Source organism: Ferroglobus sp., assembly GCF_015521575.1.
Taxonomy (GTDB): domain Archaea; phylum Halobacteriota; class Archaeoglobi; order Archaeoglobales; family Archaeoglobaceae; genus Ferroglobus.
On record NZ_WANY01000174.1, the window covers coordinates 1 to 12691 of the forward strand.

Below are 12691 nucleotides of genomic sequence, written 5' to 3' on the forward strand. Positions count from 1 at the left end.
CCTTAGCAATTGATGAATAAACATGCCTCAGAAGAAATCCGACAAAGTATTTTTGCATTTGTACATCGATAAAAAAGTTCTTGAGAAAGCAAAGCAAATAATCCCCAATCTGTCCGCTTTTGTGGAAATGAAGCTTAGAGAATACATTGTTTTATTTGAAGCTGGATTAGAAAAGGATTTTGAATGGACTCGCCGGGATTTGAACCCGGGGCCTCCGCCTTGCGAAGGCGGCGCTCTGCCGCTGAGCTACGAGCCCTCGAAAATAGAGATATTTCGAGTTTATTAAATTTTGCCCTTCTTTTATTAGATTAAGTTGTAACGCTGACAACAGCCAAGCTTACCTCAAAGAACAGAATCATGGGTAAAGCTACCATCAACTGCGTGAAAACGTCGGGTGGAGTTATAATGGCACCGATAACGAAAAAAACTACGTAAAAGTGCCTTCTGTAGTATTTAAACGTGGAAAGATCTACAATACCATTCTTCACGAGGAAGTGCATGATTAAAGGCATTTCGAAAGTAACTCCGAAAACCGCTAACATCAAAACTACGAAATTTATGAACTCGGCTATGGAGTAGAGAGCCAAAACTCCCTGAGATTGGGCGATGGAGTAGAGAAACTTTAGAAAGAGGGGAAGCATGACGATATATCCGTAAGCCACACCCATGACGAACAAAATTGCGGCAACTATAGCATACAATATCGCTTTACTTTTGGAGATTTCGAAATCCTTCAAAAGCTCCGTTCTTTCCTTTAGGGTCTTGTAGGTGATGTAGATTATGTATGGCAGCGCCGCGAGAAAACCGAATACCAGGGAGACTTTTATCTTCAGCATAAGAAGCTCAAGGGGAGCTTGAGTGATCAGTTTAGCCCCCTCTGGGAGCAAATCCTCTTCAACTTTTTCTATGACGTGATCCGCTATGAAAACGTAAGATAAAGCCCAGACTACCGCGATTATGCCGATGACTTTAATGAGTTTCATTCTTACAGCTACAAGTATTTCCGCTACATCTCTCAGCGTTAGTTCTGTCATCGATATTCGCTGAAGAACAGAGTATATATACTCTCCGAAGAACTCGGTTTATGCTTCACATGATCGATGGCGTCTTTTGCGGGGGAGAGAAGAGGGGCAAAATCGGAGTAGGAATAATCGTTTGCGAGGGTAAGATAGCTGCTGTTTACACGAAAAATAAAATAAAAGCGGCTCCAATTAAGTTTAACCTTCAAAATCTCTCGGAAGATATTAGGGGGATAATCGTAAACAGCGGAAACGCTAACGCTTTTACCGGAGAGGAAGGTGTGAGGAGAGCTAAAATGATGGCGGAATTCCTTGCTTCAAAGCTGAACTGCGAAGTTAGCAAGGTTGCTGTCGCTTCGACTGGAGTCATTGGAAAGCAGCTCGAAATAGAGGAAATTATAAGAATGGGCGAAGACGTTTTTAACAAACTCGGAAACGATGAGAACTCTTCTCTTTCGTTTGCGAAGGCGATAATGACAACCGACCGATTTCCGAAAATGGCTTACCGGGAGAACGAAATCAAAATTGCTGGAGTTGCGAAGGGTGCTGGAATGATCTCTCCAAACATGGCTACGATGCTCGCTTTCATAGTATCCGATGCGGACCTTCAACCAAGAGTTTCGAAGAGAATTTTGAGGAGGGTGGTGGACAGAACTTTCAATCAGGCTGTTGTTGACGGAGATACCTCAACTAACGACACAGTTTTTCTCGTGACAACCGGAGAGAAAAAGGTCTCGGAAAGGTCTTTTGAGGGGATGCTGGAAAGAGTTTGCGGGGAGCTTGCGAAGCAGATAGTTAGGGATGGTGAAGGTGCAAAAAAGCTCCTTTTGATTAAAGTAACCGGGGCGAGGAATAACAAAGAGGCTTTTAAAGCTGCAAAAACAATAGCAAGCTCTTTACTCGTTAAGACAGCGTTTTTCGGAGAAGATCCGAACTTCGGGAGAATTGTCGCCGCTTTGGGCTATTCTGGAATAGACGTGGATGAAAGAATCAGCATAGCTTTCAAAAGCAAACTTGGGGAGGTTAAGGTTGTGGAGAGGGGAGAGGTTGTGATGGATGAGGCTGCGGCAAGAAAAATACTATCGGCGGAAGAAATAGAAGTTCTGATAGATCTACACAAAGGAAACGGGAAAGGGTGTGCTTTTGGCTGCGATCTCGGCTACGAGTACGTTAGAATAAATTCGGAATATACAACATGAAGTACGTCATAGTTGGAGGAGGAAGTATAGGGAGGAGCATAGCGGATTCGTTGAAGGAAGATTACATTATCGTTGAAAAAGACGAGAAAACCTACGAAGAACTGATCAAGCAAGGTTACAAAGCCTTGCTTGGTGATGCAAGGGACAAGAATTTTATGAGTAAGCTTCAGTTAAAGGGATCGAAAGTAATATTAGCAACAAACGATGATGAGGCAAACTTGCAGATAGCGGAAATAGCAAGAAAACTCGGAGCAGAGGAAATCGTGGCAAGAGTGGAGGATGGGAGCAGGATAGAAGAATATGCGAAGGCTAAGATAAAAGCCATCGCCTGCGATAAGATAGTCGCTGCTGAAATCATGTATGAGCTTTCAGAAGGTAGGAAAAGGTACTTTGAGATAGTCGTTTCTAAGAGGAACTTTGCCGGAAAGAGACTTTCGGAGATAAACATAGGGGAAGGTTGCACAGTGGTTGTCGTTTTCAGAGGTGGTTTAGCCTACAAACCAAATCCCGATTTCAAGCTTGAAGAGGGAGATAGGCTCGGGATTATCTGTGGAGAAGAAATAAAAGCGACTAAAAAGCCCTTTGAAGAGGTGCTTGTGGTCGTTACGGATTCAAAGCAAAAGGACAAAGTTTTCAGAGAAGCAAGAATGTTCGCTGAAAGGTTCGATGCCGAGCTGATTTATCTCTACAAGTCCCAAGGATCGATAATGTGTTCCTTAATCACCGACGAGATCGAGGATATGAGCCTCAACGAAGCTATTGAACTGCTAAAAGCTTTCGAGGGGAAGGTGGATCTGATGATAACGAACGTTCCCAAGAGCAGAAAGGAACTTGTGTTCCTTGAAAAATTCCCAGTTCTTCTGGCTAAAGGAAAGGAAGATTACAAAAACATTCTTGTTATCGTGAACACAAGTAAGCCAGAGAAACTCCTGAATTACGCTTCGGCGATTTCGAACTTCTTCGGGGAAACGACAGTTCTCTTTCTCAATCAGGAGCAGTTGAAAGCTGCATCTTCGATAATGGAAAGCCCGAAAATGAAAACTTCCTTAGCTTCTCACAACCCTCTGGTGGAGGTCATAAGTGAAGTGAAAAAAGAGTACGACCTTGTGATTCTTTCTGCAAAAAATGATGTCGGAAATCTGAGCGAAAATGTCCTCTGGAAAGTTATAACTAAAACGAACTCCTCTGTGATGGTGATTGAATGAAAGATTTAATAGCGATTTTTTTGATTTCGGGAATAGCTTTCCTATCTCCGTTTATCGCCGAAAGAATCAGAATTCCGGCAGTAATCCTCGAAATAGTTTTCGGCATGATGTTGGCTTCTCTCTACAACATTTTCAGCCTCTCTTGGTTCGAGTTTTTTGCTCTTTTGGGTTTGATATTCCTCATGTTTCTCTCTGGGCTTGAGATTAACTTTTCAATTCTCGAAAAAAGGAAGGACATAGTTTTTATCTCTCTACTCTACATTCTCCTGAGTTTTCTGATCTCTTTCACGGCGGTGATAATGCTAAAAGTTCACATCATTTATGCGATATTCCTGACAAACGTATCTCTTGGACTTGTTGTTCCTGTTTTGAGGGAAAAAAGACTTGCCGGAACCGATTTTGGACAGAGCATTCTCGTAACTACTTTCCTCACGGATTTTCTCACCATGACTCTCCTGTCCATCATAGTGATTTACGAAAAGTACGAAAGTGTTTCCATGGAATTCTTCCTTTCCTTCGGGATAATTCTTCTTTTCCTTCTCTCGTACTTTCTTGGCGAAAGACTCATCTGGAGGTTTCCGAATTTCTTTAAAAGGCTTTACGAAGATCCGATGGAGGTTGGAGTTAGGGGTGCTTTCGCTCTGATGATATTCTTCTCTGGAGTCGCAACTCTCTTAGGATCGGAAGCAATTCTTGGAGCTTTTCTCGCGGGAGTTCTTGTTTCAGCTGTTTTGAGGGGTTCCGGAAGCTTGGGCGGGAAGCTTGAAGCGGTTGGCTACGGCGTTTTTATACCGATATTTTTCCTCAAAGCTGGAGCGGAGCTTTACAGATCTCTGAGCGGTGTTAACTTGATTTTCGTGATCCACCTTACGATAGCGGCTTTTGCAGCAAAGCTCTTACCGTCCTTTGTCTTCTTCAAAAAATTCGAGGTTAAAGATGCCATAAAAATGGGAACCATTCAGGTTTCGAAGCTGAGCCTGACGGTAGCTGGGGCAGAGATCGCAAGGAGTGCTGGAATAATTACGAGTTTCGAAGCAGCTAACGTTATCTTTTTCACACTCCTGACGGGACTAATAGCACCGACGATATTCAGGGTGATGGTTAAATGAAGATAGCTGTCATCGGAGCTGGTTTGAGCGGACTTAACGCTGCAAGAATATTATCGGAATATGCGAAAGTAACTGTCTTCGAAAAGAACGAGGTGGGCGGACTGCTCTCCTCTCTCTGCAACTCCTACTGCATAGAAAAGTTCTACCACCACTGTTTTAGGTGGGATGAATACCTCCTTGAAATTTTGAAGGAATTGAATCTTCACTCAAAACTTGAATGGAAGGTCGTCAAAGTAGGGCAGGAGTATGGGGGGAAGATCTATTCTCTGAGCACGCCGGTTGAGATTCTAAGATATCCTGGCATGAATTTTTTGGACAAGATAAAGCTTGCGAAATTCACGATCTCTGCGAAAAAGAAAAATTACAAGGATTTTGATATCGTAAGCGTAGTGGAGGGAATTAAAGAAGAACTCGGGGAGGAACTTTACCGTAACTTCTTCCTACCGCTCCTCAGATCAAAGTTCGGGGATAATTATCGCGAAGTAAGTTACGCTTGGCTTCTTGCGAGGGTGTCGATTAGAAGCAACAGAAAGCTAAAGGGGGAGGAACTCGGTTATTTGAGAGGTGGTTTTGTTCAGCTCGTTGAAAAGCTTTCGGAGGGTTTGGAGATTAAATTTGAGAGTGCTAAGATTGGAAAGGGAAGTAAGTGGACGGTTAACGGAGAAGACTTCGATGCCGTCATCTTTACTGCTCCGTTGCCAGAGTTAAATTTGAATTTCAACATTCCAAAGATAAAATTTCAGAGCAGCATATGTGCTCTCATAATCGCCGAAGAAAAGGTGACCGAGGATATCTACTGGACGAATTTCACAAATGCCCCCTTTGGAGCGATGATTGAGCATACGAACTTTATGCCCTTCGAAGATTACGGAGAGCATTTGATATATCTTGCAAGCTACACAACTCCGGAAAGACTATACGAAAAGAGCGACAGCGATCTGAGGAGAATCTACTTGTCCTTCCTTGAAAAGTTCGGATTTAGAGAAAAGTACGTGAAAAAGTTTTACGTTTTTCGTGCAAAATATAGTGGACCAATCTACGAGAAAGGGTATCTCAAAAAAGTAACTCCGTACAAGCTTGCCGAAGGGTTTTACTATGCGGGATTAACCTCAGAAGCTAACTATCCGGAGAGAAGCATGAATGGGAGCTTGCTTGCCGGAAAAAAAGTTGCCGAAAAGGTTATAGAAGACCTTCTCTCTTAGCTATTTCGAGTTCCAAGTCCAATTCCGTCTTTATTCCAATTTTGTGGAGTTTCTCGTTGGCTTCCCAGATGCTAAACGTGTTTTCCACGTTCTTTGCTAATAACTTGTTGTAAATTCTCTTCAAATCAAGGTAGAAGACGAGAGCGTTGAGAACCGACACGTCTATATCTAACTCGCCCCAAAACCTGTACTTCCCGAAGTAACCCTTAGAAGCCAGCAGGGGAATTTTGGAGGATTCGGTTTCTACGGAAAAAACGAAATTTTCAAGATTTTCGTTCCACTCAACCAAACTCACTCCAAGAAGAGCATCGTGGTCTTCGGAAAGATATTTCTCTATTTCAAATCTGCTCAATTCTCCGTCGCTTCCAAATCCCACAATGGCAAGTATTACTTTAAAATCCCTTAGAGAGGCGATAGCAACGGAATCGGCAAGCGGACTCGTCAGATTCTTCTCGCATCCCCTCGCTATTGAATCTCCTCCAGCGTCAACAGCAAATATCAGATCGAACTCGTGTTCCTTTAAAAATTCTGCAAGAGATTTTCTAAGGATTTCAGCGCCCTTAGTTATGTCCAGTGCCAACACTTTTTCTCCCAAAAAACCGGCGACTTTTGAACATATCAGCTCAACTCCGTTGATCGTTTCTCCGCCTTTAAGCCACCCGAGGCAATCGTTTACTCTTTCAACTCCGGAAATTTCCTCCAAAGCAGCCGGACCCGGCTTTTTGTCCCTCCTTATTCTTTCCCAAACGACTCCACCGAGAACGCACTCAACTTCAAACTTTTCGATAAAGTTTTTCACATAGATGGCACTTACCACATCCCCTCCACCGCCGATACCGACTACAAGAGCACTGTTTACACTCTTGAGAAGATCTATAAGCTTCACGATAAAGAAAGATTCCAAAAATGCATAAAACGGTAACGATCTTATTTTTATCACTATCATCATTTTTAACCCATGGTATAAATATAAAACTCCGCTAAATATACCCACGGAAGCAGCAATCCTTAAATATGTTGTTGTTCTGTCTTACATTGTCGGACAAAAAGTTCCATTTGGCATCCTATAGGTGACGGCGGGAAGGCAATGGAGGGCAGGCATCCTCCGCCTGTCCTCCTATATATCCTATGATTCAGGTGGAAGAGATGAAGAAGATATCCATAAGACTCACGGAAAAACAGTACGAGTTTCTTGAAAGTCTTGTTATAAGTGGAGAGTACGCCAACGTAAGCGAAGTGATCAGGGATGCCATTCGCTATTTTATGAAGGTTAAGATGAAGGAAATGTCTGAGTCCGGAAAAGTTGAGGAAATGAAGTGGAAGGGGGAAAATGTATGAAATCGTTTGTTAGTAAAGCCCAGATGTTTTATGCAGAGGAGAGAGCGGAAAAAATAAATGTTAGGGAGTTCGGCACCCCGAACATATTTGTTGTGGGTTGCGGTGGTAGTGGAAACAACACCGTAAACAGGTTGATGAACATAGGGATCGACGGGGTTGAGACGATTGCAATAAACACCGACAGACAGCATTTGGAGATGATAAAAGCCCACAAAAAAGTCCTTATTGGGAGAAGCATAACCCGAGGACTCGGTGCGGGAGGATATCCAGAAGTGGGTAGAAAAGCAGCAGAAATGGCAAGAGGAACTCTTGAAGAGCTTTTAAACGAGGCGGATTTGGTTTTCATCTGTGCCGGACTTGGTGGAGGGACTGGAACGGGATCTGCTCCAGTTGTGGCGGAGGTGGCGAAGAAGCAAGGGGCTATAGTAATCGGAATGGTACAGATGCCGTTTAAAGTTGAGAGGGCGAGACTGAAAAAAGCCAAGGAGGGATTGGAGGAATTAGAGAAGCACTGCGACACCGTCGTTGTGCTTGACAACAACAAGCTTCTTGAGTACGTCCCGAACTTGCCGATAGAGCAGGCTTTCAGCGTTATGGATCAGATTGTTGCTGAAACGATCAGAGGGATTACCGACACTATCACCAAGCCTTCTCTAATAAACATCGACTTTGCCGATGTCAAAGCTGTGATGGGTCATGGGGGAATTGCTGCGATGCTTGTGGGTGAGTCCAAAGCCCAAAACAAAGCTAAGGAAGTCGTTAGAGATTGTCTGCAGCATCCCCTCCTCGAAATAGATTACAGGGGAGCTACTGGAGCTTTGATCCACATTTCGGGAGGTAACGACCTAACGATTAGGGAGGCTGAGGAGATCGTGAACAACTTAACGTTTGAAATTGCTGAGAATGCTAATGTAATATGGGGTGCGAGGATAACGAACGAGCTTGAGGGAATCGTGAGAGTAACTGCAATTATGACCGGAGTGAAAGCTAAGAAGTTGTTTGAAGTGGATGAGGAAAGCTGCTACCAGCCAAGAACTTTCGAAAAGAGACCTGAAAGCAGATTCGAAGAGTCCTATTATTCAAAGCCAAGGAGTTATCCTGTAACTGCCGGAAGGAACTTCAACGGTATTGATGTTCTCTGATTGCAGCTTTCACATCTTTTATTTTTATGATCGTGGAAATTTCGGTAGTTCCCGTAGGTGTTGGGGAATCGTTGAGCAAGTACATCGCTGAGGTTATCAAGATTTTAAAGGAGAAAAATATCAAGCACGAGCTTACAGCTATGGGAACGATTTTAGAGTTGAACAGTTTTTCGGAACTTTGCGAAATTCTTGAGGAAATTAACGAAAAGTTGTTCTCCCTTGATTCACCAAGGAATTATTTTGTTTTGAAAATTGACGTTAGAAAGAAAGGGGGAAGGATGGAAAATAAAGTGAGGTCAGTTTTGGAGAAAATTTAGCCGGGAAAATTTACAGCGGAGTTACTATTAATTTTACTCCACAATACCTCTGATCGTTTTTGCCTGAAAGTTTCGGCAAAAACTTTATAATCTGTTTTAGGTTCACCTAAAAATATGCATTGTCATGTCCCTCACGAAATAGCTGACGCTGATGTCCTCCTCGTAGGGAACCCGAACGTCGGTAAGAGTGTAATCTTTTACGAATTAACCGGAAAGTACGCTACGGTTTCTAATTATCCCGGTACAACGGTCGACGTAGAAGTGGGAAAAATAAGGGATCTGGATTTGAAAGTTGTCGATACTCCGGGAATGTACTCCTTTTTCTCCATAACTGAAGAGGAAGTCGTCGCTAAGAGAATGATTTTAGAGAGTGGAGCGAATTTGATCATCAACGTTGTCGATGCGAAAAACTTGGAAAGAAGCTTACCTCTGACTTTAATGCTCATAGAAAGTTGTAAAAACATAGTTCTCGTTCTGAACGCGATGGACGAAGCGGAAAGATTGGGATTAAAAATAGATGTGAAAGAACTCGAAAAAAGGCTTGGGATTCCGGTAATTCCGACGGTAGCTATTAAAAGAAAAGGACTCGACGAGTTAAAGAAGAAAATAGCAGAGCTTAGTAAAGCTGAACAAAAAAAGAGAATTTTTAAACTTGGCGATCAGCTTGAGGAGAAAATAAAGGAGATTGAAAGTAAAATAAACGGCGAATATGCGGTTTCGAAAAGGTTTTTGGCGATTCTTCTCCTTTCGGGAGATAAAGTAGCTGAAGAGCTAACAGGAGTGAGGGGAGAAAATCTCTCCTACAAAATAGCGATGGAGTATAAGAAAATTGCTGACGAAATTCTTGAGGGGATAGTCAAGTTTGAGGAGACGAAAAGACTGAAACTGGACGAATTAACACTAAACCCTATTTTCGCAATTCCGTTAACGATTTTCTTCCTCTACATTCTCTACCTCTTCGCTGGAGTTATAGGGGCACAAATTCTTGTGGATGCGATAGAAGGCTACTTTGAAGAGAACATAAATCCCGCTTTCAACGCTTTTCTTGAATCTCGTATAGATAACTATTGGATTAGAGAGCTATTCGGAGGTGAATACGGAATCGTGACCCTCGGAATAAGGTACGCAGTCGCTATAGTTCTTCCGGTCGTTACGATGTTTTTCATAGCTTTTTCGCTCCTTGAAGATTCCGGATTTTTGCCGAGGATAGCTTACACCCTCGACGCTCTGTTCAAAAAGATAGGTTTGAGCGGCAGAGCTGTGATCCCCCTCATGCTCGGATTCGGCTGCGGAACCATGGCGACGATCGTTACAAGAGTTTTAGAGAGTAGAAAGGAGAGGATGATAGCCACATTGCTTTTAGCCGTGACTATCCCTTGCTCAGCCCAGTTTGGTGTGATCTTAGCAATTGCTCCAAGTTTCTTTGGATTGTTGATTTGGGCTGCCACAGTCTTTTCCGTGTTCATGGTGGTTGGTTTTGCATCTAAAAGCTTTTTCAAAAGCTCTCCGAGCTTTTTCATGGAAATACCTCCGCTCAGAATTCCCTCCTTACAGAACGTGGTTATGAAAACCCTAACGAGGCTTAGATGGTACTTCTTTGAAGTTTTGCCGATTTTCGTTGCTATAAGCGTTGTTATATGGATTGGAAGAATAACGGGAATATTCGACATGGTTTTGTCTCTCTTAGCTCACCCTACTTTGCTGATAGGTCTTCCAAAAGAGGCTTCTAAGGTTTTCCTCTACGGATTTTTCAGGAGAGACTATGGAGCTGCCGGACTTTACGATTTGGTTGATAGCGGAGTAATCTCCTTTAGGCAAACAATAGTGGCGATGGTATCTCTCACACTCTTCGTTCCATGCGTTGCCCAGTTTTCCGTCATGATGAAGGAGAGAGGAGTTAAGTTTGCTCTTTCTGTGTTTCTCGTAGCTATGACGATAGCTTTTTCCGTCGGAATGTTGCTGAATTTATTGCTGCAAGAGGTGGGAATTTGAGGGAAGCAATAGAGAACGCCTTAAGACACCTCTGGCAGAGGAAGTTTGAAAGCAGAAATGTTGAAATAAGCGAGGAAGCTCTCGAAGAGCTTGAAAGAGAGGGATTTATCAGGAAAAAGAACGGGGATTACGAGTTCACAGCGGAAGGTTTGGAGATGGCGAGGAAGCTCATAAGACTTCACAGATTAGCGGAGAGGCTTCTCCACGACTTCTTCGAAACTTCGGAAATGGAAGCTGAGAGATCGGCATGTAAATTCGAGCACATAATAAGTGACGAAGTCGAGGAGGCTATTTGCACTTTATTGGGGCACCCATCAAGATGTCCCCACGGAAACCTAATTCCGGAGGGAAAGTGTTGCAGGGTCAAGGAGGAGGAGGTTAAGAGGATAGTTTACAAGCTGTCAGAACTAAAGCCGGGAGATGAGGGAATAATAAAGTATCTGGCCGGAGACGAGGATGTCATGAGAAAAGCGATAGCCCTCGGAATTTTGCCGGGAAAGAAGGTTAAAGTGATCAGAACTTTTCCGGCAATAGTCATCAAGCTTGGAAACAGCAACATAGCTTTAGACGAAAACATCGCCTCTCAAATTTACCTGATAAAAAGCGGAAATGCCGAAAGGTAAACACTCGGTAGTGGAGTTCAGGAATGGAATAGCGGTGAAGAAGTTTAAAAGAGAGTTGAAGCTGAACTTCTGGAAAGAAGCTTACTTTTTGACGATCCTTCAACCCTTCAAATTCGTTCCCAAGCTTTACAAGGTCTGTCCAGAGAAACTTGAAGTTCACATGGAGAAGCTCGACGGAATTCCGATAGGAAGGTACATCGAGAACAACTTCGATGAAAGCGTTTTAGAGGCTTTAAAAATATGCAGAACCCTCGACAGGCTTGGAATAAACAAAGAGGAGATGACCCATCCAGACAAGCACATAATTATAGGGGAGAGGGTTTGGTTTATTGATTTTGAGAGGGGAGTCGTGAGGGAAAAACCTGCTAACGTAACCCAATTCTCGATATATCTTGCTAAAAAGCTTGGAAAAGATGATTGGGAAAGTTTAAAATCTCTATTGAGAAACTACAAGAGAAAATTCGACGAAGAAAGCTTTAGGAAGATTTTAGAGTTCTTCACTCGGTAATTTTCTCTATCATCTCCCCGATCTTTTTCATGTAGTCCATAAGGCTTTTGTAGTCGTCTTTTAACTTTTTTATTTGTTCTTCTCCCCCTTCTCTGATTACAGCCCCGTGGGGGGTTGGTTCTATAATTCCAGCGTGCTCCAGCGTTCTCAAGGAGTACCTAACTTTGTGCTTCGGCATGTTGAGTAATTCGGAAAGCTTGAAGATTCCTATCGGCTGATTTTTCATCACAGCTTCTAACACGATTAAATGCCTAACAACGATCTCAGCTTCGCCGAGTAACTTTCTCAGCACCATTACACAACACCTCAATATATCCCGAACTATTATTACAAACTATTATTATTTAAGTTTTTTCTCAAAATTATTTTAAACGAAATTAACAAGCTTTCGGCGATGAGACAAATGAGCTCCATCGACATAAGAGCCGTGCTGAACGAACTCAACATCGAAGGAATGAGGGTGGATAAGATCTACCACTACCCCCCTAACGAGTTCAGAATAAAGCTTAGAGGGAAAGGGAGAGTTGATGTCCTCGTAGAAGCGGGGAAAAGATTTCATGCGACTGAATTTCCGAAAGAAAGTCCAAGATTTCCGTCAGCTGTAGCCATGCTCTTAAGAAAGCATCTGGAGGGTGCGAAGGTAGAGGGAGTTTATCAGCATGATTTCGATAGGATAGTGGTTGTTGAATTTTCCAGAGGGGGAGAAAGAAAGATAATCGTCTCGGAACTTTTCGGAAAGGGAAATCTCTTACTTTTAGACGAAGATTTTAAGGTCATTCTTTCTGTCAATCCCTCCTACAAGGTCGGGGATGTTTACGGCTTTCCTGAAAAGAGGCTCACGCCTTTCGATGTGAAATCGGTTAAAGACCTTGAAGAAATTTTGGACGAGAAAGAAGTCGTAAAGACTCTGGCAACCAAGCTCGGACTCGGAGGGCTTTACGCTGAAGAAATTCTTGAGAGGGCTGGGGTGAACAAAAAAAAGCCCGGAAACGAGCTTGAAAAAGATGAAGTTAGAAGGATCTTCGAAGAAATGAGAA

General features: G+C 42.9%; 14 protein-coding genes and 1 tRNA gene. 11 read left to right on the forward strand and 4 right to left on the reverse strand.

Translation table 11 applies throughout. From position 1 onward, the window contains the following. Positions 1–184: 184 nt before the first annotated feature. Both F7C14_RS07020 and F7C14_RS07025 read right to left on the reverse strand, forming a co-directional pair. A tRNA-Ala gene (locus F7C14_RS07020) sits at positions 185–256 on the reverse strand. A 52-nt stretch (positions 257–308) separates the two neighbouring features. Next, on the reverse strand, positions 309–1034 hold the full coding sequence (locus F7C14_RS07025) for a twin-arginine translocase subunit TatC (RefSeq protein WP_290901310.1): 726 nt from the start codon (positions 1032–1034) through the stop codon (positions 309–311). A 50-nt stretch (positions 1035–1084) separates the two neighbouring features. Here F7C14_RS07025 and argJ point away from each other — a divergent pair, with 50 nt between their 5' ends. From argJ to F7C14_RS07045, 4 genes are read left to right on the forward strand one after another with little or no spacing between them, the layout of a single operon-like run. After that, positions 1085–2218: a bifunctional ornithine acetyltransferase/N-acetylglutamate synthase gene (argJ, locus tag F7C14_RS07030; protein WP_290901312.1), complete on the forward strand. Its 1134-nt coding sequence runs from the start codon at positions 1085–1087 to the stop codon at positions 2216–2218. Beyond that, positions 2215–3423: a TrkA family potassium uptake protein gene (locus tag F7C14_RS07035; protein ID WP_290901315.1), complete on the forward strand. Its 1209-nt coding sequence runs from the start codon at positions 2215–2217 to the stop codon at positions 3421–3423. Before argJ ends, F7C14_RS07035 begins: the two co-directional genes overlap by 4 nt. Continuing rightward, positions 3420–4532 (forward strand): cation:proton antiporter, encoded by a 1113-nt coding sequence (locus tag F7C14_RS07040; RefSeq protein WP_290901317.1) that lies wholly within the window; start codon positions 3420–3422, stop codon positions 4530–4532. Before F7C14_RS07035 ends, F7C14_RS07040 begins: the two co-directional genes overlap by 4 nt. Further along, positions 4529–5734, forward strand: coding sequence for an NAD(P)/FAD-dependent oxidoreductase (locus F7C14_RS07045; RefSeq protein WP_290901319.1), 1206 nt, complete (start codon positions 4529–4531; stop codon positions 5732–5734). The genes F7C14_RS07040 and F7C14_RS07045 overlap by 4 nt, the downstream gene beginning before the upstream one ends. On the opposite strand, the gene F7C14_RS07050 is transcribed toward F7C14_RS07045, so the two are convergent. Further along, the gene (locus F7C14_RS07050; protein ID WP_290901321.1) at positions 5712–6620 is read right to left on the reverse strand and encodes a DUF1152 domain-containing protein; all 909 of its coding nucleotides are present in this window, start codon (positions 6618–6620) and stop codon (positions 5712–5714) included. The genes F7C14_RS07045 and F7C14_RS07050 overlap by 23 nt on opposite strands. 260 nt (positions 6621–6880) lie before the next feature. On the opposite strand from F7C14_RS07050, the gene F7C14_RS07055 reads away from it, so the two are divergent. The 6 genes from F7C14_RS07055 to F7C14_RS07080 all read left to right on the forward strand — a co-directional run bounded on the left by F7C14_RS07055 (position 6881) and on the right by F7C14_RS07080 (position 11654). Next, positions 6881–7072: a type II toxin-antitoxin system ParD family antitoxin gene (locus F7C14_RS07055; protein WP_290901323.1), complete on the forward strand. Its 192-nt coding sequence runs from the start codon at positions 6881–6883 to the stop codon at positions 7070–7072. Further along, positions 7069–8214: a cell division protein FtsZ gene (ftsZ, locus tag F7C14_RS07060; RefSeq protein ID WP_290901326.1), complete on the forward strand. Its 1146-nt coding sequence runs from the start codon at positions 7069–7071 to the stop codon at positions 8212–8214. The genes F7C14_RS07055 and ftsZ overlap by 4 nt, the downstream gene beginning before the upstream one ends. Positions 8215–8240: 26 nt before the next feature. After that, the gene (locus tag F7C14_RS07065; protein WP_290901329.1) at positions 8241–8531 is read left to right on the forward strand and encodes an MTH1187 family thiamine-binding protein; all 291 of its coding nucleotides are present in this window, start codon (positions 8241–8243) and stop codon (positions 8529–8531) included. Between the two features lie 114 nt (positions 8532–8645). Continuing rightward, positions 8646–10523: a ferrous iron transport protein B gene (feoB, locus tag F7C14_RS07070; protein WP_290901331.1), complete on the forward strand. Its 1878-nt coding sequence runs from the start codon at positions 8646–8648 to the stop codon at positions 10521–10523. Then, positions 10520–11146 (forward strand): metal-dependent transcriptional regulator, encoded by a 627-nt coding sequence (locus F7C14_RS07075; RefSeq protein WP_290901333.1) that lies wholly within the window; start codon positions 10520–10522, stop codon positions 11144–11146. Before feoB ends, F7C14_RS07075 begins: the two co-directional genes overlap by 4 nt. Positions 11147–11156: 10 nt before the next feature. After that, positions 11157–11654 carry a hypothetical protein gene (locus tag F7C14_RS07080; protein ID WP_290901335.1) on the forward strand — a complete coding sequence of 166 codons (498 nt, stop codon included), beginning with the start codon at positions 11157–11159 and terminating at the stop codon, positions 11652–11654. Here the strand turns inward: F7C14_RS07080 and F7C14_RS07085 are convergent. Beyond that, positions 11644–11949 carry a hypothetical protein gene (locus tag F7C14_RS07085; protein WP_290901337.1) on the reverse strand — a complete coding sequence of 102 codons (306 nt, stop codon included), beginning with the start codon at positions 11947–11949 and terminating at the stop codon, positions 11644–11646. The two genes, F7C14_RS07080 and F7C14_RS07085, sit on opposite strands and share 11 nt — an antisense overlap. A gap of 99 nt (positions 11950–12048) precedes the next feature. Here F7C14_RS07085 and F7C14_RS07090 point away from each other — a divergent pair. After that, positions 12049–12691 (forward strand): NFACT family protein (locus F7C14_RS07090; protein WP_290901339.1); only part of this gene is annotated, 643 nt, incomplete at its 3' end.